Source organism: Stutzerimonas xanthomarina DSM 18231, from assembly GCF_900129835.1.
In the GTDB taxonomy this organism is placed as follows: domain Bacteria; phylum Pseudomonadota; class Gammaproteobacteria; order Pseudomonadales; family Pseudomonadaceae; genus Stutzerimonas; species Stutzerimonas xanthomarina.
Map to the genome: position 1 here is coordinate 440,510 of NZ_FQXA01000002.1, position 23,288 is coordinate 463,797.

At 59.7% G+C, this 23,288-nt stretch carries 20 protein-coding genes; 8 read left to right on the top strand and 12 right to left on the bottom strand.

Annotated features, from left to right (window positions below; genetic code table 11):
• Positions 1-28 precede the first annotated feature (28 nt).
• The gene (locus tag BUE09_RS06450; protein ID WP_073299866.1) at positions 29-781 is read left to right on the top strand and encodes a FadR/GntR family transcriptional regulator; all 753 of its coding nucleotides are present in this window, start codon (positions 29-31) and stop codon (positions 779-781) included.
• Between the two features lie 125 nt (positions 782-906).
• Here BUE09_RS06450 and BUE09_RS06455 read toward each other — a convergent pair whose 3' ends face one another.
• The 10 genes from BUE09_RS06455 to BUE09_RS06500 all read right to left on the bottom strand — a co-directional run bounded on the left by BUE09_RS06455 (position 907) and on the right by BUE09_RS06500 (position 11,813).
• The gene (locus tag BUE09_RS06455; protein ID WP_073299867.1) at positions 907-1,815 is read right to left on the bottom strand and encodes an EamA family transporter; all 909 of its coding nucleotides are present in this window, start codon (positions 1,813-1,815) and stop codon (positions 907-909) included.
• Between the two features lie 128 nt (positions 1,816-1,943).
• Positions 1,944-3,224, bottom strand: a complete 1,281-nt coding sequence (locus BUE09_RS06460) for a TRAP transporter large permease (protein ID WP_073299868.1) — start codon at positions 3,222-3,224, stop codon at positions 1,944-1,946.
• Positions 3,225-3,752, bottom strand: coding sequence for a TRAP transporter small permease (locus BUE09_RS06465; RefSeq protein ID WP_073299869.1), 528 nt, complete (start codon positions 3,750-3,752; stop codon positions 3,225-3,227).
• Positions 3,753-3,818: 66 nt separating this feature from the next.
• Entirely contained in the window at positions 3,819-4,793 is a 975-nt protein-coding gene (locus BUE09_RS06470) for a TRAP transporter substrate-binding protein (RefSeq protein ID WP_073299870.1), read from the bottom strand.
• Positions 4,794-4,879: 86 nt separating this feature from the next.
• Positions 4,880-5,779 carry an SMP-30/gluconolactonase/LRE family protein gene (locus tag BUE09_RS06475; protein ID WP_073299871.1) on the bottom strand — a complete coding sequence of 300 codons (900 nt, stop codon included), beginning with the start codon at positions 5,777-5,779 and terminating at the stop codon, positions 4,880-4,882.
• A 37-nt stretch (positions 5,780-5,816) separates the two neighbouring features.
• The gene (locus tag BUE09_RS06480; RefSeq protein ID WP_073299872.1) at positions 5,817-6,641 is read right to left on the bottom strand and encodes an NAD-dependent epimerase/dehydratase family protein; all 825 of its coding nucleotides are present in this window, start codon (positions 6,639-6,641) and stop codon (positions 5,817-5,819) included.
• A gap of 668 nt (positions 6,642-7,309) precedes the next feature.
• Positions 7,310-8,830, bottom strand: a complete 1,521-nt coding sequence (locus tag BUE09_RS06485; RefSeq protein ID WP_073299873.1) for a tripartite tricarboxylate transporter permease — start codon at positions 8,828-8,830, stop codon at positions 7,310-7,312.
• A 9-nt stretch (positions 8,831-8,839) separates the two neighbouring features.
• Positions 8,840-9,334, bottom strand: a complete 495-nt coding sequence (locus BUE09_RS06490; protein WP_073299874.1) for a tripartite tricarboxylate transporter TctB family protein — start codon at positions 9,332-9,334, stop codon at positions 8,840-8,842.
• Positions 9,335-9,403: 69 nt separating this feature from the next.
• Complete coding sequence (locus BUE09_RS06495; protein ID WP_073299875.1) at positions 9,404-10,372, bottom strand: Bug family tripartite tricarboxylate transporter substrate binding protein; 969 nt, start codon at positions 10,370-10,372, stop codon at positions 9,404-9,406.
• Between the two features lie 49 nt (positions 10,373-10,421).
• Complete coding sequence (locus BUE09_RS06500) at positions 10,422-11,813, bottom strand: enolase C-terminal domain-like protein (protein ID WP_073299876.1); 1,392 nt, start codon at positions 11,811-11,813, stop codon at positions 10,422-10,424.
• A gap of 700 nt (positions 11,814-12,513) precedes the next feature.
• Here BUE09_RS06500 and kdgD point away from each other — a divergent pair.
• From kdgD to BUE09_RS06535, 7 genes are all read left to right on the top strand, one after another.
• Positions 12,514-13,428 (top strand): 5-dehydro-4-deoxyglucarate dehydratase, encoded by a 915-nt coding sequence (gene kdgD / locus BUE09_RS06505; RefSeq protein WP_073299877.1) that lies wholly within the window; start codon positions 12,514-12,516, stop codon positions 13,426-13,428.
• 81 nt (positions 13,429-13,509) lie between these two features.
• Positions 13,510-14,952, top strand: a complete 1,443-nt coding sequence (locus tag BUE09_RS06510) for an aldehyde dehydrogenase family protein (RefSeq protein WP_073299878.1) — start codon at positions 13,510-13,512, stop codon at positions 14,950-14,952.
• Positions 14,953-15,075: 123 nt separating this feature from the next.
• A complete protein-coding gene (gene gudD / locus BUE09_RS06515) occupies positions 15,076-16,419 on the top strand; it encodes a glucarate dehydratase (protein WP_073299879.1) in 1,344 nt (447 codons plus the stop codon).
• Between the two features lie 196 nt (positions 16,420-16,615).
• Positions 16,616-18,169 carry a galactarate dehydratase gene (gene garD, locus BUE09_RS06520; RefSeq protein WP_073300305.1) on the top strand — a complete coding sequence of 518 codons (1,554 nt, stop codon included), beginning with the start codon at positions 16,616-16,618 and terminating at the stop codon, positions 18,167-18,169.
• Between the two features lie 62 nt (positions 18,170-18,231).
• Positions 18,232-19,650, top strand: a complete 1,419-nt coding sequence (locus BUE09_RS06525) for an FAD-binding oxidoreductase (RefSeq protein WP_073299880.1) — start codon at positions 18,232-18,234, stop codon at positions 19,648-19,650.
• A gap of 42 nt (positions 19,651-19,692) precedes the next feature.
• Entirely contained in the window at positions 19,693-20,622 is a 930-nt protein-coding gene (locus BUE09_RS06530; RefSeq protein ID WP_073299881.1) for a 2-hydroxyacid dehydrogenase, read from the top strand.
• A 190-nt stretch (positions 20,623-20,812) separates the two neighbouring features.
• Positions 20,813-21,727: an aldose 1-epimerase gene (locus tag BUE09_RS06535; protein WP_073299882.1), complete on the top strand. Its 915-nt coding sequence runs from the start codon at positions 20,813-20,815 to the stop codon at positions 21,725-21,727.
• A gap of 82 nt (positions 21,728-21,809) precedes the next feature.
• Here BUE09_RS06535 and BUE09_RS06540 read toward each other — a convergent pair whose 3' ends face one another.
• Together BUE09_RS06540 and BUE09_RS20465 are read right to left on the bottom strand one after the other, a co-directional pair.
• Complete coding sequence (locus BUE09_RS06540; protein ID WP_197675225.1) at positions 21,810-22,727, bottom strand: FAD-binding oxidoreductase; 918 nt, start codon at positions 22,725-22,727, stop codon at positions 21,810-21,812.
• Positions 22,728-22,768: 41 nt separating this feature from the next.
• Positions 22,769-23,107, bottom strand: coding sequence for an FAD-binding oxidoreductase (locus tag BUE09_RS20465; protein ID WP_197675224.1), 339 nt, complete (start codon positions 23,105-23,107; stop codon positions 22,769-22,771).
• Positions 23,108-23,288 lie beyond the last annotated feature (181 nt).

Sequence of the window (23,288 nt, forward strand, 5' to 3'; positions counted from 1 at the left end):
ACTTCGCTGCAACGAGATCGATGTGCCCATGGAAAACCAGATTGTTCAGCCACGTGTACGCCGCAAGCACCGCAGCCTCGCTCAGGAACTGGTGACCGAGCTGTCACAGCAGATCCGCGACGGCGTTATCAAACGTGGCGACAAGCTGCCGACGGAATCTGCGATCATGCAGGCCCAGGGCGTCAGCCGAACGGTGGTGCGCGAGGCAATCTCCAGGCTGCAAGCGTCCGGGCTGGTTGAGACTCGCCACGGCATTGGCACCTTCGTCCTCGACACACCGAGCACCACCGGCCTGCGCATCGACCCGGCCACTATCGGAACGCTGCGCGATGTGTTGTCGATTCTGGAGCTGCGGATCAGCCTGGAAGTCGAGTCAGCCGGTTTGGCGGCACAGCGACGGACACCGGAGCAGCTGACGGCCATGCGGGAATTTCTGGATTCGTTACAGCGCAGCGCAGCGCTTTCCAGTGAAGCGGCCGTATCGGATTTCCAGTTTCATTTGCAGATTGCCGAAGCAACGGGCAACCGTTACTTCACGGACATCATGAATCACCTGGGCACTGCAATCATCCCGCGTAGCCGGTTGAATTCGGCACGCCTGGCGCATGATGATCAGCCGCACTACCAGCAGCGTCTGGGTCGTGAACACGAGCAGATCTACGACGCTATTGCTCGCCAGGACTCGGAATCAGCTCGTGCTGCGATGCGTCTGCATCTCACCAACAGCCGTGAGCGCCTCCGCCATGCACATGAAGAGGCGGAGACAGACAAGGTCAGCTGACCAACTCTCCAGATCCAATTCGCCAGTAGCCCGTCCTGTCTCTACCGGGCCGCTGGCAAACTCATTTAGCAGTTGAACCTAACGAGCTGGCACGATACGCGCCAACTCGTCATTGTTCCGCCTGCTCAGTTCTTGCGATAGGCCAGCAGGACAACGCCACCCACCACGATAAAGCCGCCCAGTATTTGCAGCGGGGCAAGCAACTGGCCAAGCACTAACCAGCCAAGCAGCATGCCGGCCACCGGCTCGATGTTCATGACCGGAGCGTTGCGCGCGATGTTCAACCGCGGCATGCAGATAAAGAGCGTAGAGAAGGCCGCTCCATACAGAAGCACCAGACAACCCAGCGCGACCCAGCCGGCGGTTGCGCTGGGCAGGCCTAGCCCTCCCGGAATCAGACCGCTTGCCCCGAGCAGGGCAGAGGTACCGAAAACCATAACCAGCGTCAGCATGCTACGGACTGAACCGGCCATGCCCGACAGCTTGTGCTCAGTGATCCACAGCGCCAGCGCGAACACCGCTGCCGCGGTTAGGCCGTACAGAATCCCAGCTATCCATTGACCATCAGGCGCCTCACTGCTGATCAGCCGTGTCGGGACATCGAGCACAAGCACCAGGCCGACCAGAATCAAACCCATGATCGCCGCCGCCTGGCGAGTTGGTCGTGGGCCGCCGAGTGCCCAGCTCAGCAGCGCGAGCAGTATGGGTGAGAGATTCACCACCAGCAGGGCCAACGCAACGGGAATACGCGCTACCGCCGAGTAGATGCAAAAGCTCTGGATCGCGATCAGCAGCCCAAGAAGGATCTGCCAACCCCACGTAGCAGCGCTCAAGCGCAAGGATTCGCGCCGCCAGAATACGAGTGCGACCAGAGCCAGCAGCGTTACCCCGGCGCGGAAGAGCATGGCCAGCAACAGGCCGGTGTCGTGATCGAAGGCAATCCGCGCGGCGATATGGTTGGCTGCGAACGAGCAAGCCACGGTCGCGAGAACCAATACAGCAATGTGACGTGGAAATGGGGCGGTAGTTTGCATCGGGTCAATCCTGTCCTAAGCAGCATCACTATGTTCGAGCGCCGTCTGCAATGAGCAGTGGCAGTTCGAGCCTGTGAGCAAAAACGCCGCCCGGGTGGGCGGCGTCGGTGGTCTTGCGGAAAAGGCTGTTAGAGCACCATGCTGGGCAGCCAGAGGGAGATCGCGGGAATGTAGGTTACCGCAAGCAGCACCGTGAACAGCGCAAGGTAGAAGGGCAGCAGTGCCTTGACCGTGTTCTCGATGGTGACCTTGCCGATTGCCGCGCCGACGAAGAGTACCGCGCCTACCGGTGGTGTGATCAGCCCGATGCCCAGGTTAACCAGCATGATCATGCCGAAATGCACAGGGTCTACACCAATACCGGTAATGACAGGCATCAGAATCGGCGTGAGGATCAGGATCAGCGGTGCCATGTCCATCAGGGTGCCAAGGACCAGCAACATCATGTTGATGCACATGAGGATCACATAGCGATTGTCCGACAGTGTCAGGAACATCGTGGTGATCTTCGACGGGATCTGCATCAGCGTCATGATGTAGCCGAAGCTGGCGGCGAATGCGATCAGGATCATCACCACCGAGAGGGTACGAACGGTGCGGTGCAGCAGTTTTGGCAGCTCGCGCCACTTGTAGTCACGGTAGATGAACATGGTGACGAAGAAGGCCCACACCACGGCGATGGATGCCGATTCCGTCGCCGTGAACACGCCAGACAGAATACCGCCCAGGATGATGACCATAGTCATCAGGCCCCACAGCGCTTCAACACATATCTTCAACGCTTGCTTGAGTGGGACGACTTCCCCCTTGGGGTAGTTGCGAACCCGAGCGAAGATCAGACACATGGTCATCATCACGGCGCTGAGCAGCAAACCAGGACCGATACCAGCAATGAACAGTGACGAGATCGAAACGGTGCCTCCGGCAGCCAGCGAATACAGCACCGAGTTGTGGCTGGGTGGAGTCAACAGCGCCTGGACTGAACCACTGACCGTTACGGCCGTAGAAAACTCGCGAGGGTAGCCCTTCTTCTCCATTTCAGGGATCAGCACCGAACCTACCGAAGCAGTGTCCGCCAGTGACGAGCCGGAGATCGCGCCGAAAAAGGTCGACGCCATGATGTTCACCAGCGAGAGACCGCCGCGCACGAAGCCGACCAGCACCGCAGCGAACGCCACTAGCCGCCGGGACATTCCGCCCTCGGCCATGATCGCACCGGCCAACACGAAGAACGGAATCGCGAGTAGGGAGAACTTGTTGACGCCGCCGGCGACCTGGATCATCACCGCATCGAACGGGATATCAATCCACCAGGCGCCGATCAGCGCTGACATGCCCAGTGCGTAAGCCACTGGCATCCGCAGGAGAAAGAGTACGGCAAAGCTGCCGAGTAGAATCAGCGCGTCCATTTACGCAGCCTCCTTGCTGTCTTCAACCAGCTCGTAATTGACCGCTCGCCGATGGCTTTGGTCGCCGAAGATAGTGCGTTCGATGACAAACAACAGCGTGATAGCGCCGCCGATTGGGATCGGGGAATAGGTAATGCCAACGCGAAGGGTCGGCAGCGTGCTCATGAATTGATTCCAGGTTGCAACGCAGAGTTTGATGCCCCAGATAGTCATGAACAGACAGATGATACCCATCAGAATCTGTACCAGCAGCTCGATGTGACGGTGCAGATGCTGTGGTAAGCGATCGGTGAACATGCTCACCGCCATATGCGCGCCAGCTCGGTAGCTTGCCGCCGCACCAAGAAAGGTAAAGATCACCATAAGCAGGATGGCTACGGGTTCAGGCCAGCCACCGCCAGAGCCCAGCACGTAGCGCGCGAAGATCCCCCAGGGGATGATCATGGACATGACCACGATGGCCAGACCCGCGACCCAAACACAGGTCATGTAGATCGCGTCGTTGACGCGCAGCAGCGTGTTTTTCATCAGACTTCACCACAGGCGCGGCGGCGAGCGAAGCTCGTCGCCGCGAGGTTTTTCAGAGGGAACGAATTACTGGACGGCTTCGATACGCTTGATCAGCTCGGCGTAAGGGGCGCCGTATTTCTCACGGACCGGGGCGGTGGCGTCGTAGAAGGGCTTCTTGTCGACTTCGATGAAGGTGACACCTTCTTCCTTGAGCTTGGCTTCGCTACTCGCAGTCTTTTCATCCCACAGCTTGCGCTCTTCAATCTGCGCTTCCTTGGCGTATTTCATGACGATTTCCTGCTGTTCCGGGGTGAGCTTGTTCCAGGTCGTCTTCGACATCACGATCGGCTCAGGCAGGATCAGGTGACCGGTCAGCGAGTAGTTCTTCGCAGCGCGGAAGTGGTTGTGCTCGAGCATGGTTGGCGGATTGTTCTCGGCGCCATCGACCACACCAGTCTGCAGCGCACTGAAGATCTCGCCGGTATTCATCGCTACGCCCTGGGCTCCCATGGCGTTCAGCGTATCGATGAACAATGGGTTACCCATCACGCGGATTTTCATGCCCTTGAGGTCTTCAAGGTTGCGCACGGGCTCCTTGGTGTAGAGGTTGCGCACGCCACCGTCCATCCAAGCCAAACCGACCATGTTGAAATCGGAGTTGGTGATCTTGTCGAGAATTTCCTGGCCGATTTCGCCATCGATAACCTTACGCATGTGTTCATGATCGCGGAACACGAAGGGCATGTTGAAGGCGTTGACATCCGGTACGACCGGGCCAAGCGTACCCAGGCTGACGCGGGTCATCTGCACCGCACCGAGCTGCACCTGCTCGACGACTTCTTTCTCCGAACCCAGCACGCCGCCCGAGAACATGCGGAACTTGAGTTCGCCATCGGTGGCTTCTTCGATGTTCTTGCCCATGTTTTCCTGAGCGACGACGGTCGGGTAGCCGGCCGGGTGAACCTCGGCGATCTTCAGGGTCATGGCCGCATGTGCCGTGCTGGAAAGACAGAAGGCGAGAGGTAGGGCGGCGATGAGCAACTTGCGTTTGAAGTTCATGTGGATCTCCATCTTGTTGTTGTTGGTATACAGCGTTGCGAGCGTCAAGGCAGGGCAACTGTGGACCTGTCCTTGGTGGTGAAGCGTTAGCGGAAGCGCGGTTCCTCCAGCCCGGCGACGCCGGGTTGCAGGGCGAAGACACCGCCCGCCAATGGCTGATCGGAAAGATCACCGCCTGGGCGAATGGATGTGACGAACAGGGTGTCCAGACGAGAGCCACCGAAGGCGCACATGGCTGGTTTCTTCACCGGCACTTGCAACGAGCGATCAAGGCGTCCGTCGGGGGTGAAACGATGAATAAGGCCGGCGTCATTGCCGCAGATCCAGTAACAGCCATCGACATCCACCGCTGCGCCATCGGGACGGCCGGGATGCTGGTTCATGTCGACGAATAGCCGGCGATTGCTGGGCGTGCCGGTCGCTGTGTCGTAATCGAAGGCCCAGACGGCCTGCACGCTGGGGTGCGAGTCGGAAAGGTACATGGTGCGCCCGTCGGGGCTGAATCCAAGCCCGTTGGGTACGATGAAATCTTGCAGATGAGCCTCGAGCGATTCGCCTACAGTCGAGCCATCGATCCGGTACAGCGCGCCCGCCGGAGTTCCAGCGGCCATATCCATGACCATGGTGCCCGCCCAGAACCGGCCCTGGCGGTCGCAGCGTCCGTCATTGAATCGCATGTTGCCTGCGCCATGCTGGACGCCAGCAAGGCGGGTAGTGCTGAGTGTGCCGTCGCTCTGCGGGGCGACATCGAAAATGCCGTCCTCCATACCGGCAACCCAACGATTGGCGTCACCTTCGCGGCGAGCGATACAGGCAATCATTTGATCGCCCGTCCAGCGTGTTACGCAAGCATCGGAACTCTTCCAGCGAAGCAGCTGCTTGTTGGGTATGTCGACCCAATAGAGCGCCTGCTCGGAGGCCACCCAGACCGGGCTCTCGCCCGTTGCGTTCTGTGCATCGACTATGAGTTCTGCTGAATTTGCCATGGCGATTCTCTTTGTTGTTTTCGCGGCGTGGCGGGAATCAGTCGTCGAACGGACCTGCTTCGCAGAAGGCGCCACCCTGATAGATCAGGGCCGGATCATTGGGCGCATAGGGCGGTTGCTGTTCAATCTTTTCGCGGAACACTTCGGAGGTGTCCTGCGGCTCGAAGCCGAGCTGCGCAGCCATATGGTTGTCCCACCACTGGTCGCGGTTCGCCGAGGCGCCGTAAACAACCGTGTGCTTCACGTTCGGAGTGAACAGCGAGCGCTCGATCAGGTTGGTCAGGTCGCGATAGCTGAGGTAGGTCGCCATCATTCGGCGGTTGAGTGGCTCTGGAAAGGATGAGCCGATACGGATGCTGACGGTCTCGATACCGTAGCGATCGTAATAGAAGCTTGCCATGTCCTCGCCATAGGATTTGGACAGGCCGTAATAGCTGTCGGGACGACGCGGGGCGCTGGCGTCTATGGTTTCGGTCTGCTTGTGGAAACCGATGACATGGTTGGAGCTAGCGAAGACCACACGCTTGATGCCGTGCTTGCGTGCTGCTTCGTAGATATGAAATACGCCGCGGATATTGCCATCGAGAACTTCTTCGAAAGGACGCTCTACCGAGACGCCACCGAAATGCACGATCACATCGACACCTTCGCAGAGGGTGTGTACAGCGGCTTTGTCGGCAAGATTGCACTGCACCACTTCTTCATGATCGCCGGCGGGAGCATCCATCGGGGCGATATCGGAGAGGCGGATGATCCTGGCGTAGGGGCGCAGCGTTTCACGTAATACCTTGCCCAATCCTCCTGCAGCGCCTGTCAGCAGGAGGCGGTTGAAGGGTGTGGGAGCGGTCGTCGTGTTTGTCATTGAGGTCTGCCCATCGCTTATTTTTTTGATGTCATCGGTTGTCAGATGACTTGGTTCGATTATTTCTGCCGATCAGCAATCTTGTCAACCCGCCCGCCTGATCTTTTTCATGTAATGGCATTGCCCGATGGGCTGTTGAAATCAGCGCGAAGTACTCGATCAATGCCTTGCTTTGCCTGGGTTACGGGCTGATTGAACGCCACTTCGGACATCAAACTAATGGGCAAGACGATGCAATCACATACCACTAATGTCGAATGCCGGATCCGCACGATGGCTGAAGCGCCAAGGCGGTGGTCTCTCGACCGGTTGTATGACGACAGCTGCAACCGCTCTGCGACTCGGCGAACCCGAGCAAGGGCAAGGGCAAGGGCAAGGGCAAGGGCAACAATGGGGACCAAGCAACGGCGGCCGCGCCTTGCGAAGCATCAAACCTGGTACGAGCACTTGGAATGGTCGAGTCAGCCTTCAATGAGCGCTTGAGGATACGCGACGGGAAGAGGATCGTCCCAAACCGAGCGGACCTGGGTTCAGCCTGAACATCAGATAGCGAGCTGGCTGTAGACCAAAGTAAGCATGCGCGCCTGAACGAGAGACCGCGCCCTCGGGCGCGGTCTTGATATCGCTGCAGTAGTCAAAGCCTACCGTCTCCGCTAGGCGCAGCTGACTCAGGTTTCCTGCAGCCTGGCCGCAGTATTTTTTCGGCTACGTACCGCGCTGAACAGGTGCCAGGCCACAGAAGCGAGCGCCAGGAACAGGAAAGTCGCGGAAATAGGATTGGCGAGAAAGCCCATGAAGTTGCCGTCTGACAACATCAGGCCACGCCGCAGATTCGTTTCAGCCATTGGCCCCAGGATGAAACCGATGATGAACGGGGCGGCTGGCATCCCGCCCTTGACGAAGCCATAGCCGATCAAGCCGAACAGCAGGATTGTCCAGACGTCGAACACGCGACTGCTCAGACCGAACGCACCCACGACGCACAGCACCAGGATAATCGGTAGCAAGATGTGTTTGGGCACGGCCAGCAGCTTGATGAAGATGCGCAGGCCATAAAATTCCAGAACCAGCATCATCACCGAGGCGAGAATCAGCGCCGCGAAGATGGTGTACACCAACGCGCCCTGGCTGATGAACAACAGCGGGCCAGGCTGGATGCCATGGATCATGAAGCCACCGAGGAGAATCGCGGTCACGGTGTCGCCGGGAATGCCGAGGGTCATCAGCGGAATCATGGCACTGCCGATACCCGCATTGTTGGCGGTTTCGCTGGCCACCACACCGTCTACCGCACCCTTGCCGAACTGCTCAGGATGTTTGGAGCGCTTTTTGGCGATGATGTAGGACACGATGTTCGAGGTACCTGCACCGATGCCCGGCAAGATGCCAATCCCGATACCGATCAGCGCAGAGCGAAACGCGTTGGGGATCTGCCCGAAGAACTCTTTGAGCGAAAAACCAAAGCCTTTCACGCCCTTCATGCTCACCGAGGCGATCTTGCTTTTGTGTGCGGCTCTGCCGGTCTCGGCGATCTTGATCACTTCCGCGACGGCGAACATGCCGATCATCACCGTCAACATCGCAAATCCACCGTTGAGGTTCGGCGAATCGAATGTGAAGCGGCGGATGGCGTCCACCGGGGCGATACCCACGGTCGAGAACGCAAAACCAAGCGTGCCAGCGTAGATGCCTTTAAGCAGCGAGCCGGCGGACAGCGTGGCGATCAGCGTCAGGGAAAAGATCGCGATGGAAAAGTATTCATGCGGCCCGAAGCGCAAGGCAATCTTGGCCAAGGACGGCGCAATGGACATCAGTGCGACGATGCTGAAGATGGTACCGAGGAACGAGAACACCACACCGACGCCCAACGCCTTGAGGCCTTCTCCTTTCTCCATCATCGGCCCGCCGTCAAAGGTCGTGGCGATGGAGGCGGGCGTGCCGGGGATCTTGAGCAGAATGGCGGAGATCAGCCCTCCGGAGGTCGCACCGATAAACAACGCGACCAACAATGAAAGCCCGGCGGCGGGGCCCATGGTGTAAGTCAACGGCAAACACAGGGCGATCGCCATGGTCGCCGATAGACCGGGGACTGCACCAAAGACGATGCCGACCGCTACGCCAAGGGTGATCAGTATGAATATGTAGGGCGAGAAAACCGCGCCAAAGCCGGCCTGCAGTAATTCGAACATGGCCGCCTCCTAGATTTTCAGAAAGCCGGTCGGGAGCATCAGATCGAAGCCCTGCCGGAAGGTGAAGAAGATCAAAGCGGAGGTCACCACCGCGATGACGATGTAGGTGATGTGGTTGACCTTCTGCTCGCGCGGTGTGATGACGATGAACTGCGCGTACAGATAGAGCACAGTCATGATCGGAAAGCCGACCTTTTGCAGCAGAGCAACATAGACCGCGATCAATCCGAGCGTTTTGAATACCGTTGGATAGTCCGGCGGCGTTGCAGCCGATGGGTCAGCATCCGCATCCGCATCGGGATCAGCGGGAGGCTGGGTTGCCTTAGTCGCAGTCAGCAACTGCAGCGCGCCCAGCAGGCACAGCCCAACGGATAGCACGTAGGGAACGGTGGAGGCGTCGATAAAACCTTTGCGCGGAAGATTGATCGTCAGGAACAGGTAGAACAGGCCGGCACCGAGCATCAGGGCTCCGACCAGTAACTCCTTTCTCTTGTAGGTATCCATGGGACTGCTCTCGATTCAGAGGGAAGGCTGCCGGGCGCAGCGGCTACGCCCGGCATCGTGCCGCGGGCGTTACTTGCTCTGACGCAGTTCGTCCTTGTACTTCATGAAGTCTTCGCGGGTGTTCGTCAGGCGGTCGATCGACTGATTGGTATCGAAATAGCTGACCGGCTGCTTGAAGGTCTTGCGCAGCTCTTCCTCGTACTCAGGCATCTCGGTGATCTGTTTCACGATGCCTGACATCTTCTCGATGATTGCCGGATCAGTACCGTCCGGGAACGCCACGATGTAGGGCTTCTCCATGACGAAGTCGACGCCTTGCTCCTTGAACGTCGGCACGTCGCCAAGCAACGGATTGCGCTCTTCGTTGGGTTGGCCCAGGGCGACCATTTCGCCACTGGTCACGTAATCCTGGACCGAGCCGTAGCTGATTGCGGCCAGGTCGATACGGTCACCCAGCAGGGCGACGACTTTCTCGGACACTGTGCCAGCGTCGACCATTTTCAGCTTGGTGTCGGTCAGGCCTTCGAACATCAGACCTTGCAAGTGGGAGTAGCTGCCCATCTCGGTGCCGTAGGTGACGCTGCTCGGTTCGGCTTTGGATTTGGAGATCAGGTCTTCCAGCGCCTTCAGGCCTGAGCTTTTCGAGGCAACGAATACGGTGCCTTTGTCCACACCCGCGATACAGCAGATATCGAAAGCGTCCAGGCTGTCCTCGGTCAGGCCGGCGACCTCATTGACGATCATCTGCCCGGTATGGGTGAAGAGGATGGTGTTGCCATCCGGATCGGCCTGCTTGACCTGTTCGGCTGCGAGCGTTCCGCCACCGCCAGCGACGTTGGTGATGACCATCGACTTGCCGGTTAGCTTGGTGAAGTACTTGGCCATGGTGCGGGCGTTGAAGTCGGTGTCGCCGCCAGCGTTGGCGATGACGACCACCTGTACCGGGCGAGTCGGCCATTCGGTTTCAGCAGCAAAGGCACTGCTGACGGCAGTGGCGAGAAGGGCGGAAACGAGGGAGGCGCTGATAGCTTTTTTCATTGTATGTCTCTCCGGTGGTTGGGGTTGCGGCGCTTCTTGGGTCTTCTTGTTAGCGGCCCAGGCTTGGTTGCTTGGGGTCGTACTTCCAGCCAGGGACCAGATACTGCATCGCCATGGCATCGTCTCGGGCGCCGGTGGCGACTTTGTTGTACAGCTCATGGGCGGCCATGATCCGGTCCATATCCGGCTCGATGCCTAGGCCCGGCTTGTCCGGCACCTGAACTGCGCCATCAACAATCTGCAGCGGCTCGCGGGTCAGGCGCTCCTGGCCTTCCTGCCAGATCCAGTGGGTGTCGATGGCCGTGATGTTGCCCGGTGCTGCGGCCGCAGCATGGGTGAACATCGCCAGCGAGACGTCGAAGTGATTGTTCGAATGCGAACCCCAGGTCAGGCCGAACTGCTCGCACATTTGCGCCAGTCGTACCGAACCCTGCATGGTCCAGAAATGTGGATCGGCCAATGGGATGTCGACGGCTTCGAGGCGCAGCGAATGGCCCATCTGACGCCAGTCGGTGGCGACCATGTTGGTAGCGGTGGGAATGCCAGTAGCGCGCTTGAACTCGGCCATGATCTCGCGACCGGAGTAGCCGTTCTCTGGGCCACACGGGTCTTCTGCGTAGGACAGGATATGGCCTTGGCCTTTGCACAGTTCGATGGCTTCGGCCAGTGACCAGGCCCCATTGGGATCAAGCGTGACGCGGGCGTCAGGGAAGCGCGACTTGATGCCGGCAATCGCCTGCATCTCTTCGCTGCCACGCATCACGCCACCCTTGAGCTTGAAATCCTTGAAGCCGTAACGTGCCGTGGCAGCTTCGGCCAGCCGGACGATGGAGGCCGGAGTCACCGCTTCCTGATGACGAATGTGGTACCAGTCGTCAGCCGAACCGGTACCGGGCAGGTAGGGCAGGTCGGTACGGGTGCGATCCCCTATATAGAAAAGGTACGCCAGCATCGGCACGCTATCGCGTTGCTGGCCGCTGCCGAGCAATTCTGCGACAGGTACGTCGAGATGCTGTCCGAGCAGGTCTAGGAGGGCGGCTTCGACCGCGGTAATAACGTTGTCCAGACGCAGATTGATCTCGTGCGGCTGCTTCAGAACCGCTGCTTCCGCATCGGAGGTGATCTCGTGTTGCGTAGCTTGCGGCCCTTTCGCCGAGCCCCCCGCAATAGCCTGGCGCAGGGCGTTGAGCACGCGGTTGTAGCGGCCGACCTGCTGCCCGACGACGAGCTCCTTGGTGCGCTCTAGCGCCTGGCGGATGCCTTCACCACCGGGGACTTCACCGATCCCCTTGCGCCCGGCACTATCCTCGAGCAGCACCACGTTGCGAGTGAAATAGGGCGCATGCGCACCGCAGAGGTTCAGCAGCATGCTGTCGTAGCCCGCCACGGGAATGACCTGCATCCGGGTCACGATAGGGGTGTTGGCTTTGATATCTGACATCGAGTCGCGGGCTCCTGATTATTCTTGTGAGCTCAATAAGTGGGTAGCGAGGATGGTGCTATCAGCCAAGCCCTCGCGTACAACTAGCTAACTGTGAAAGATTGGCGGTCAGCGCTGCCCTGGCTGTAATGGCAATCGGAACGGCTGCCATCGGATGCAAGACAGCGGTGGAGATGTAGCGAATAGGCCTGGGCGCTGCTAGGAAGGATCGCTTGGAATGAGGCATGGCTTTTTAAGCTCTGTTTGTTTTGTCATACGTTGTCGTATGACTTGATCCGATTTTTATCAGCGCTGGTAATAGTTGTCAAACGACGGAAACATAAAAATCGTTCTGTGTGACTGCTCGTCTTCGCCTGCTTCGGAAAACTGCTGTACGTCTTCAATCGACAGGAGGGCGGAATTGCGCAAAGCCCGGCGACCGGAGCGCGTGGTTTCCTAAGGGTTCGCTATGATCTGATGGATAAATCCGTCTTCCGGCGGAGCAGGCGAACAGTGCACCAGCCGGTCGGCCATGCCCATTCGCGGTCGAAACCGCACCCACGCTTAGTTGTGCATGCTTGACCTGTGGGAGCGGTCTTGACCGCGAATGACGCCGGCAAATATCCATAAAAGCAGTAGCAACTTCCGATGTTGTACGATAACGTATCTCAAGGCTACGGCCCCTTCCTCAATACCAATAGCTTTACAGGATGCTCAAACAATGAACCCACAAGAACTGAAGGCCATCCTCTCTTCTGGTCTGCTCTCCTTTCCCGTCACCGATTTCGACCAGCAGGGCGACTTCAGTCGTGCTGGCTACATCAAGCGTCTGGAGTGGCTGGCTCCCTATGGTGCATCAGCGCTGTTTGCTGCGGGCGGCACGGGCGAGTTTTTCTCGCTGACCCCCCAGGAATACCCGGACGTTATCAAGACCGCCGTAGATACCTGCGCCGGCCAGGTACCCATCCTCGCGGGTGTTGGCGGTCCGACCCGTCAGGCCATTGCTTACGCTCAGGAAGCCGAGCGCCTGGGTGCCAAGGGGCTGTTGTTGCTTCCGCATTACCTGACCGAAGCGAGCCAGGAGGGCGTCGCTCGCCACGTGGAGGAGGTGTGCAAATCGGTCAACATCGGTGTGGTGGTCTACAACCGCAACGTGTGCCGTCTGACTGCGCCGCTGCTCGAGCAACTGGCCGAGCGCTGCCCGAACCTGATCGGCTACAAGGATGGTCTCGGTGATATCGAGTTGATGGTTTCCATCCGTCGTCGCCTGGGCGAACGTTTGACCTATCTCGGTGGCCTGCCGACGGCCGAGGTCTACGCCGCGGCCTACAGAGCGCTGGGTGTACCGGTTTATTCATCGGCCGTCTTCAACTTCGTACCGAAGTTAGCCATGGACTTCTATGCTGCTGTTGCTCGTGGCGATGACGAAACCGTTGGTAAGGTGATCGATGATTTCTTCCTGCCATACCTCGACATCCGCAACCGTTGCAAAGGTTATGCGGTCAGCATCGTCAAAGCGGGTGCGAAGATCGTGGGTTACGACGCAGGACCTGTTCGCGCACCGTTGACCGATCTGCGTCCAGACGAGTACGAAATGCTCGCCGCCCTGATCCAAAAGCAAGGTGGCGCTCTATAAAGCTGGCCCGATAATCATTCGCCCCAACCGTCAGTCCTGCGGCTTGCCCGAGCTGGCGGTCATCACGAAGGAGAGCATTCCGTGGCAGAAGCAAAGCGTTATGACAACTACATCGACGGCCAATGGGTAGCGGCCAAAAACTACCAGGCCAACATCAACCCGTCCGATCTGTCGGATGTTATCGGCGAATACGCACAGGCGGACGCCTCGCAAGTTGAAGCAGCTATCGCAGCCGCTCGCAAGGCATTCCCGACGTGGTCGACATCCGGTATCCAGGCGCGTGCCGACGCCTTGGAAAAAGTCGGATTGGAAATCCTGGCCCGTCGCGAAGAGCTGGGTAATCTGCTCGCTCGGGAAGAAGGCAAGACCCTGCCGGAAGCCATCGGTGAAGTGTCCCGTGCCGGCAACATCTTCAAGTATTTCGCGGGTGAATGCCTGCGCCAGGCGGGTGAAACCCTGCAGTCGGTCCGCCCGGGCGTCAGCGTTGAAGTCACTCGGGAACCGCTGGGCGTGATCGGTCTGATTACCCCCTGGAACTTCCCGATCGCCATTCCGGCGTGGAAGATTGCCCCGGCGCTGGCCTACGGCAACTGCGTGGTGATCAAACCGGCGGATCTGGTTCCCGGCTGCGCCTGGGCCATCGCCGAGATCATTTCACGTGCTGGCTTCCCGGCGGGTGTGTTCAACTTGGTGATGGGCAAGGGCCGCGAAGTGGGCGAAGCCATCGTTAACGACAAGCGCGTCGATGGCGTTAGCTTCACCGGTTCGGTGGGTGTTGGTCGTGGTATCGCGGCGACTTGCGTGGGACGTCAGGCCAAGGTTCAGCTGGAAATGGGTGGCAAGAACCCGCAGATCATTCTGGACGATGCCGATCTCAATACCGCCGTCGAACTGGCCGCGCAAAGTGCGTTCTATTCGACCGGCCAGCGTTGCACCGCTTCCAGCCGCATCATCGTGACCGAAGGCATCTACGATCGTTTCGTCGAAGCCATGATCGAGCGCATCAAGAAGATCAAGGTCGGTTCTGCTCTGGAGCAGGGCGTGGATGTCGGCCCGGTGGTTTCTCAGGCCCAGCTGGAACAGGACCTGAAATACATCGAAATCGGCAAGCAAGAGGGTGCACGCCTGGCCTGCGGTGGCGAGCGTGTCAGCTGCGGGACAGAAGGTTACTTCCTGGCGCCGACGTTGTTCGTCGACAGCACCGCCGACATGCGCATCAGCCGTGAAGAGATCTTCGGGCCAGTGGCCAACGTGGTGAAGGTCAAGGACTACGACGAAGCGCTGGCCATGGCCAACGACACCGAGTTCGGCCTGTCGGCGGGCATCTGCACTACCTCGCTGAAGTACGCCAACCATTTCAAGCGTCATTCTCAGGCGGGAATGGTGATGGTCAACCTGCCGACCGCCGGCGTGGATTACCACGTGCCATTCGGCGGGCGCAAAGGCTCGTCCTATGGCCCGCGCGAGCAGGGACGCTACGCCCAGGAGTTCTACACCACGGTGAAGACCACCTATATCGGCTGATCAGCCGTGCCGCTTGACACGGCGCACCCTGTCCGAGCCGCCTAGCGTCTCGGCGGGTCGCGCCCATGGCGAACAGATCGCTGTACCCGCAACGCGGACCATAAGAACAAAAGAGAGACGCATATGAACAATTCTGTGAATCATGGTGCTCCGGTCATCACCGAACTTCGGGTGGTTCCGGTCGCAGGTCAAGACAGCATGCTGCTCAACCTGAGCGGCGCCCATGGTCCGTATTTCACCCGCAACATCCTCATTCTCAAGGACAGCGCCGGCAATACAGGTGTCGGCGAGGTCCCCGGTGGCGAGGCGATCCGCAAAACGCTGGACGACGCTCGCGCCATTCTGATCGGCCAATCGGTTGGTAATTTCAACGGTTTGCTGAACCAGGCGCGCAAGGCCTTCGCCGACCGCGACGTCGCGGGCCGTGGCTTGCAGACCTTCGACCTGCGCATCGCCATTCACGCCATCACGGCTATCGAGTCGGCGCTGTTCGATCTGCTCGGCCAGCACCTCAACGTGCCGGTTGCCGCACTGCTCGGTGACGGGCAGCAGCGCGACGAAGTCGAGATGCTCGGTTATCTGTTCTTCATCGCCGATCGCAACAAGACCGATCTTGGCTACCGCGATGAAACCCATGCCAGCGATGCCTGGTTCCGCGTGCGCAACGAAGAAGCATTGACCCCCGAAACCGTTGTGCGCCAGGCCGAAGCGGCCTACGAGCGGTACGGTTTCAAGGATTTCAAACTCAAGGGCGGCGTGCTGCCGGGCCGCGAAGAGGTCAAGGCGATCCGTGCGCTGGCCGAGCGCTTCCCCGATGCTCGCATCACGCTGGACCCCAACGGAGCCTGGTCACTGGCCGAAGCCATCGATCTGTGCAAGGACCTGCACGGTGTGCTGGCCTATGCCGAAGACCCCTGTGGTGCTGAGAATGGCTATTCCGGCCGCGAAGTGATGGCCGAGTTCCGTCGTGCCACCGGGTTGCCGACCGCGACCAACATGATCGCCACCGATTGGCGCCAGATGGGCCACACCATTCAGCTGAATTCTGTCGATATCCCGCTGGCCGACCCACATTTCTGGACCATGAGCGGCTCGGTGCGCGTTGCGCAGATGTGCCACGACTGGGGGTTGACCTGGGGATCGCACTCCAACAACCACTTCGACATCTCGCTGGCCATGTTCACCCACGTGGCGGCTGCCGCACCGGGCAAGATCACTGCGATCGATACCCACTGGATCTGGCAGGACGGCCAGTACCTGACCCGCGAACCGCTACAGATCGTTGGCGGCAAGGTGGCCGTCCCGGCCAAGGCGGGCCTGGGTGTCGAGTTGGATGAAGATGCACTGCAAAAGGCTCATGAGCTGTACCTGGAAAAAGGTCTTGGCGCGCGGGACGATGCCGTTGCCATGCAGTACCTGATCCCGGAATGGACCTTCAACAACAAGAAGCCTTGTCTGGTGCGTTGAGACCGACGCGAGAACGCGCTAGAGCGAAGCAGACAGCCCAAGGGAAATAGCGCGGCTGCGGAGGCGAGTAGGGTGGGCTTCAGCCCACCGCTTGCGGTCTGAACATCTACCTTGGTGGGCTGAAGCCACCTTGCCGCGCTGCGCAACCAAACCAGAACAACAACCGGCCTGACCGGAGACCGAGATGAACGACACCGTGCAACTGATTCAGCACCAGGATTCGCCACGTTACATTCGCCTCAACGAGGCGGACAACGTGGCCGTAGTGGTCAACGATGGCGGTGTACCGTCCGGTGCCCGGTTCGAGGACGGCCTGGTGACGGTCGAAAATGTGCCCCAGAGCCATAAGGTCGCGCTGGTCGATATACCGGAAGGCGAGCCGGTACGCCGTTATGGCCAGATCATTGGCTACGCGCTCGAGCCACTGCGCCAGGGTTCCTGGGTCAAAGAAACCCAGTTGAAGATGCCCAGCGCACCGCCGCTCGACAGCCTGCCGCGCGCAAACGCCGTACCGGACAAACTCGATCCGCTGGAAGGCTACACCTTCGAGGGTTATCGCAACGCCGATGGCACGGTGGGCACGCGTAATATCCTCGGCATCAGCACCACCGTGCAGTGCGTAACCGGCGTGCTGGAACACGCGGTCAAGCGCATTCGCGATGAGCTGCTGCCCAAATACCCCAACGTCGATGATGTGGTGGCGCTGACCCACAGCTACGGCTGCGGCGTGGCCATCAATGCGCGCGACGCCTACATACCGATCCGCACCGTGCGCAACCTGGCGCGCAACCCGAACCTGGGTGGCGAGGCGCTGGTCATCAGCCTCGGCTGTGAAAAGCTCCAGGCCGAGCAGGTGATGCACGAGGGCGATCCTTCGGTGGATCTGCGTGACCCCTGGCTCTATCGCCTGCAGGAGTCGAATACCGGCTTCGGCGAAATGATTGAGCAGATCATGGCTCTGGCCGAGACGCGGCTGAAAAAGCTCGACCTGCGCCGCCGTGAGACGGTGCCAGCATCGGAACTGGTGCTGGGCATGCAGTGCGGCGGCAGCGATGCCTTCTCGGGCATCACCGCCAATCCGGCGCTGGGCTACGCCTCGGACTTGCTGGTTCGCGCCGGCGCGACGGTGATGTTCTCCGAGAACACCGAGGTGCGCGACGCGGTATACATGCTCACCGCCCGTGCCGAGTCGACTGAAGTCGCCGACGCGCTGATCGCCGAAATGGACTGGTACGACCAATACCTGGAGCGAGGCGCCGCCGACCGCAGCGCCAACACCACGCCGGGCAACAAGAAAGGTGGGCTCTCGAATATCGTCGAGAAGTCACTGGGCTCGATCGTCAAATCAGGCAGCGGCGCCATCAATGGCGTGGTCGGTCCGGGCGAGCGGGTTGATCGCAAGGGGCTGATCTTCTGCGCGACGCCGGCCAGCGATTTTGTCTGCGGTACGCTCCAGTTGGCAGCTGGTATGAACCTGCATGTGTTCACCACCGGCCGCGGCACGCCATACGGCCTGGCCATGGCGCCGGTAGTCAAGGTGGCGACCCGTACCGAGCTGGCCGAACGCTGGCCGGATCTGATCGACATCGACGCCGGGCGCATCGCCAGCGGCCGCGCCACTCTCGAAGAGCTCGGCTGGGAGCTGTTTCACTACTACCTGGATGTCGCCAGCGGTCGCAAGAAGACCTGGGCTGAACAACACCGGTTGCACAACGACATCGTGCTGTTCAATCCAGCGCCCATCACCTGACCACAGCGCAAAAGCGCATCCGCGTGATGCGCTGCATCGAGTGATCAACTGCGGAGATTGAGATGAGCAAGCTGCCGGAAGAATTTATCCGCGGCGTTGAAAGCGTCGTCGGTGCGCTCGGCATCATTGGTGATGCCGAGCGTATGCACAGCTATCTGAGCGACTGGCGCAACGCTTACCGTGGTGAAGCTGCCCTGATAGTTCGCCCGGCCAGCACCGAAGAGGTCGCCTCCATGGTACGGCTTTGCAACCAATACCAAGTTGCAGTGGTACCACAGGGCGGCAACACCGGCTTGTGCGGAGGCTCGATCCCGGACGCCAGCGGCACACAGGTTGTGCTGTCGCTAACGCGCATGAACCGTATCTGCGAAGTCGATGCAACGAACGAGACCATGACGGTCGAGGCAGGGGTAATACTGCAGAAGGTTCAAGAAGCCGCTGCCGACGCTGGGCGGCTATTCCCGCTGTCCCTCGGCGCGGAGGGCAGCTGCACGATTGGTGGCAACCTCGCCACCAATGCCGGCGGGACTGCCGTGCTGCGCTACGGCAACATGCGTGACCTCACGCTAGGACTGGAAGTGGTACTGCCTGACGGGCAGATCTGGAATGGCTTGCGCGGGCTGCGCAAGGACAACACAGGCTACGACCTCAAGCACCTGTTCATCGGATCTGAAGGCACCCTTGGCGTCATCACCGCAGCGGTACTGAAGCTGTATCCGGCCGTGCGCAGTGTGACCACCGCCTGGGTCGCGCTGCCTAGCGCCGACGCGGCGGTTCAATTGATCGGCATCATCCGAGGCCTCTGTGGAGATCGGCTGACGGGGTTCGAGCTGATGTCGCGGCAGAGTGTCGAGTTCGTGCTCAGTCACGTAGTCGGCTGCAGCGACCCCTTCGCCGAGTCTCACCCCTGGTATGTGCTGATCGAGCTGAGCGATACCCAACCTGACGCGCCCCTCAATGACCTTCTTGAGCTCGGGATAGGCGAAGCCCTGGAGCGCGGGCTGGTCAGCAACGCGGTCGTCGCCGGCAGCGAAGCGCAGGTCGCGGCGCTATGGGCACTGCGTGAAGGTATTTCCGAAGCCCAGAACCATGAAGGCCCCAGCCTCAAGCACGACATCAGCGTGCCGGTGAGCTGTATTCCAGCGTTCATCCAGTCGACCGACCAGCGCTTGCGCGAGCAGTTTCCCGGCGTGCGCATCGTTGCCTACGGGCATGTTGGCGATGGAAATCTGCACTACAACATCAGCAAGCCGGTCGGGTCTGACGATGCGAGCTTCAAGGCACAACAAGAGGCGATCATGCACGTCATCTACGACGCCACCGCCGGATTTCAGGGCAGCATCAGCGCGGAGCATGGATTGGGTCAGGCCAAGCGCGCCGCCGCGCGTTTGTACAAGGACCCACTGGAACTCGAACTGATGCGCACCATAAAGTTAACGCTTGATCCCAACAGCCTGATGAACCCGGGCAAGGTGCTCTGAGCACCTTCATCACCCAATTCATCCACCCATTCGAGGTAACCCGTGACCTGCATACTCCAGATCGGTCCGCTGACTGAACGTTTCAACCGTTGCCTGGCCGCGGAGCATGAGGTGCTGCGTTTCTGGGAGGAGGGTGGCGATGTGTTGGTTGCCCAGCATGCCCAACGCATCGATGTCGTGGTGACCTCAGGTAGGTTCGGCTGCACAGCAGCGCTGATCGAGCAATTACCTAACCTGCGGGCGATCATCAGTTTCGGCGTCGGCTATGACGCCATCGACGTGGCGGCCGCGCGGGCGCGGAACATTCCGGTGAGTAACACTCCGGCCGTGCTCAATGATTGCGTGGCGGATCTGGCTTTCGGCCTGGTTATCGACACCGCAAGACAGATGTCGCGCGCGGACCGTTTCGTACGCGCGGGCAGCTGGCCTTCGGGTGGTTTGCCGTTGGCGAAGCAGGTGAGCGGTAAGCGGCTCGGCATTGTCGGTCTCGGGCGTATCGGTGAAACGGTTGCCAAGCGCTCCATCGGCTTTGACATGCAGGTGCGCTACCACAATCGCCGGCCGGTAGAGGGCAGCGGTTATGGCTACGAATCGAACCTGGTCGAGCTGGCGAAGTGGAGCGATTTTCTCGTTCTGACCTGTCCTGGCGGTGAAGGCACCCGCCACCTGATCAATCGAAATGTGCTCGATGCGCTTGGCTCTAAAGGCATTTTGATCAACGTTTCGCGCGGCTCGGTGGTCGACGAGCCGGCGTTGATCGAGGCGCTTATGGAAGGGCGGCTGGGCGGCGCGGGTCTCGACGTGTACGCCCACGAGCCAGAGGTGCCGCAAGCGCTGATTGATCTGCCCAATGTGGTCCTGCTGCCGCACATCGGCAGCGCTACCGAGGAAACCCGGCTGGCCATGGAAGAATTGCTGTTGGCTAATCTGCGTGCGTTTCTCGAGCGCGGCGAAGTGTTGACGGCTGTCTGAGCACACGCACCCGTGCGCTTCAGATGAATAGGCGACCTCGGTCGCCGGAGGCCCTGGCCACAAGCCTCGGTCAAATAACTATAGAGTGGCACCCCCTGGGCGCCTAGCGCCGCGAGCCACAAGCCCGCAGGTGCTAGGCGCCGTTCAATTCAAAATCAGCGAGCGATACGGCTTTCATAGGAGACGGCGAATGCCTGACCTTCACCCCCTGACCGAGGTCGAACTTCAGCACGAATCGCTGCGACTGTCGGTTTGCCCAGCATTGGGCGGAGCAATTACCCGATTGAGCGTCGACGGCATCGATTTGCTACGACCTTGGGACGGCTCCGACAGCGTGCGACGTACCGGCTGCTTTGTCCTCGCGCCGTTTTCCAATCGCGTCGGCGATGGCGGGTTCATGCATGAGGGAACACGTTATCCGTTGCGCAACCTGTCTGTCGAACACCCGTTGCCGATTCATGGTGTCGCCTGGAAACGCGCCTGGAGCCTGACCGAGCAGACCTCGACCCGCCTTCGCCTGACGTTTATGCATCAGCCGGAGGGGGATGGCGTGCTTGACTGGCCGTTCGCCTTCGAGGTGGAACACGAGATCAAGCTCGACGATGCCGGCGTTGCACTCCAACTGCGGTTGCGCAACATCGACAGCCGCTCGATGCCCGCCGGGCTTGGCTGGCACCCGTATTTCCTGCGCCATGCGGCGTGCCGGCTGCAGTTCGAAGCGCAATGCGTCTGGCAGAACGACGCCCAGAACCTGCCTTCCAGGAAGGCGCCAATCCCTGCTGAATGGGATTTTTCAGCGGAAAAGTCGCTTCAGCAACCCGACCTGGATAACTGTTTCGTGGGACGCACCAAGCCCATAACCATCCGCTGGCCGAACGAAGGGGTTGAGCTGACCATGCACGCCAGCGAGTCACTCGATCATCTGGTCGTGTTCACGCCTCCGGCAGACATGGGATTTTTTGCCGTCGAGCCGGTTTCTCATGCCAACAATGCCCTTTGCATGGACGATCCGATCGCCAACGGAATGCGGGTTTTACGGCCTGCCGAAACAATGCAGGTCAGCTGCAAACTGCAGATTCGGCGTATCACTCGTACCGGCCAGTAGCGTCTCACTCAGGTGGCGATGACGTGCCGTCAAAGAGCGGAAAGGGGGGTGCGAGCGCCCCTTCAAGAGCGCCCGCGGGCAGTCACGCCGGGCTGATGTTTTGGTTGATGCGGAAGAGATTCGTCGGGTCGAATTTCCTTTTCAGATCCACCAATCGCTGGTAGCTCGTGCCATAAGCGAAGGCGGTGCGCTCAGCTTCATCACTGGTCAGGAAGTTCACGTAAGCGCCACCACTGGCGAAAGACTGCGTACGGTCAAAAAACTCCCGCGCCCAGGCAATACAACGAGCATCTTCATCAGGCGTTTCCCAGCGGACATGCACATTCATCACATAGTTGGCGTCACGACTCGAGTAAGCCATGGCGTCAGGGTTGGTTCGTCCTGTCTCGCCACCTATCGTAGCGACGAATATCTCGCATTGCGGTGAAGGCAGTGCACTGGCGTATTCGATGACTGTATCGATCAACCCATCATCGAGCGTCGAGAAATTGTGCGATTTCCAGTAGTTTCGGGAGCTCGGAGTCAATAGCGGATCGAAGACCTGCTGCCAGTCGACATAGGGCTGCACCCCGATGTGCTCGCCATAGGCAGAACCGAACTGCCTCAGTGCCTCGATATGTTTCATGCCCTCATCCGGGTCGCCTGCGTAACAGATCGCCAGCACAACGATTTCTTTCCCGTGGACCTCTTCGGCCAGGAACGGCAACGGCGGCGCCTTGCGGGCAACCATCCAGACGTTGAGCTCATCCGGCATCGTTTCGGTGAAACGAGCGAACTGGGTGATAACGGATTTCGCCTGTTCAAACGGAAAGACGATGAGGCCACACAACACGTCCGGCCCCACCGGGTGCAGCCGAAATTCGAAACGGGTGACGATGCCGAAATTCCCGCCGCCGCCGCGAAGCCCCCAGAACAGATCAGGGTTTTCCGAATCACTGGCGTGCAACTGACGTCCGTCGGCGACTATCACATCCGCCCCCAGCAGGCTGTCTACGGTCATGCCGTACTTTCTACTGAGCCAACCAAAGCCACCCCCAAGGGTCAGCCCGGCTCGACATAGCCTCGACGTAGTTCCGGATCGATGCTGATGTCCTTCATAAGCGAGAGGTCGATCATCAGGCCGCCGTCACAGACCGCATTCCCTGCAATATTGTGTCCGCCACCACGTATGGAGAAAGGCAGGTCATGTTGGCGAACGAAGTCCAAAGACCGAACCACGTCGTCAGCTGAACCGCAGCGAGCGATCAGCGAAGGCCGGCGATCGATCATGCCGTTCCAGATCTGGCGCACTTCGTTGTATTGAGGATCTTCGGGAAAAACGAGCGTGCCCGCAAAAGCCGAGTGAAATGCATCCGTCGCGGTGTGGGAAAGCTGATTCATAACGACCACCGTTGGGTATGCCGGAAGGCACGCACAAGGCCTGCCCGCGGCTGTGAAGGAGAGACTACGACCTGTCTGGCGATAGTCGATGCCTCACAGCACCCCACAACTCGGCATTCGTCAGCGGATATGCACAGTATAGAGGCTCATGTCAATAGGCTGAGACTGTTTCTGGTATTTC

Bases quoted from the DNA above. Each gene is read 5' to 3' on its own strand.
- BUE09_RS06455 (WP_073299867.1), bottom strand. From the start codon at position 1,815: ATGCAAACTACCGCCCCATTTCCACGTCACATTGCTGTATTGGTTCTC.
- kdgD (WP_073299877.1), top strand. From the start codon at position 12,514: ATGAACCCACAAGAACTGAAGGCCATCCTCTCTTCTGGTCTGCTCTCC.
- BUE09_RS06525 (WP_073299880.1), top strand. From the start codon at position 18,232: ATGAGCAAGCTGCCGGAAGAATTTATCCGCGGCGTTGAAAGCGTCGTC.
- gudD (WP_073299879.1), top strand. From the start codon at position 15,076: ATGAACAATTCTGTGAATCATGGTGCTCCGGTCATCACCGAACTTCGG.
- BUE09_RS06465 (WP_073299869.1), bottom strand. From the start codon at position 3,752: ATGAAAAACACGCTGCTGCGCGTCAACGACGCGATCTACATGACCTGT.
- BUE09_RS06540 (WP_197675225.1), bottom strand. From the start codon at position 22,727: ATGACCGTAGACAGCCTGCTGGGGGCGGATGTGATAGTCGCCGACGGA.
- BUE09_RS06480 (WP_073299872.1), bottom strand. From the start codon at position 6,641: ATGACAAACACGACGACCGCTCCCACACCCTTCAACCGCCTCCTGCTG.
- BUE09_RS06495 (WP_073299875.1), bottom strand. From the start codon at position 10,372: ATGAAAAAAGCTATCAGCGCCTCCCTCGTTTCCGCCCTTCTCGCCACT.
- BUE09_RS06450 (WP_073299866.1), top strand. From the start codon at position 29: ATGGAAAACCAGATTGTTCAGCCACGTGTACGCCGCAAGCACCGCAGC.
- BUE09_RS20465 (WP_197675224.1), bottom strand. From the start codon at position 23,107: ATGAATCAGCTTTCCCACACCGCGACGGATGCATTTCACTCGGCTTTT.
- BUE09_RS06485 (WP_073299873.1), bottom strand. From the start codon at position 8,830: ATGTTCGAATTACTGCAGGCCGGCTTTGGCGCGGTTTTCTCGCCCTAC.
- BUE09_RS06475 (WP_073299871.1), bottom strand. From the start codon at position 5,779: ATGGCAAATTCAGCAGAACTCATAGTCGATGCACAGAACGCAACGGGC.
- BUE09_RS06460 (WP_073299868.1), bottom strand. From the start codon at position 3,224: ATGGACGCGCTGATTCTACTCGGCAGCTTTGCCGTACTCTTTCTCCTG.
- BUE09_RS06535 (WP_073299882.1), top strand. From the start codon at position 20,813: ATGCCTGACCTTCACCCCCTGACCGAGGTCGAACTTCAGCACGAATCG.
- BUE09_RS06490 (WP_073299874.1), bottom strand. From the start codon at position 9,334: ATGGATACCTACAAGAGAAAGGAGTTACTGGTCGGAGCCCTGATGCTC.
- BUE09_RS06500 (WP_073299876.1), bottom strand. From the start codon at position 11,813: ATGTCAGATATCAAAGCCAACACCCCTATCGTGACCCGGATGCAGGTC.
- BUE09_RS06470 (WP_073299870.1), bottom strand. From the start codon at position 4,793: ATGAACTTCAAACGCAAGTTGCTCATCGCCGCCCTACCTCTCGCCTTC.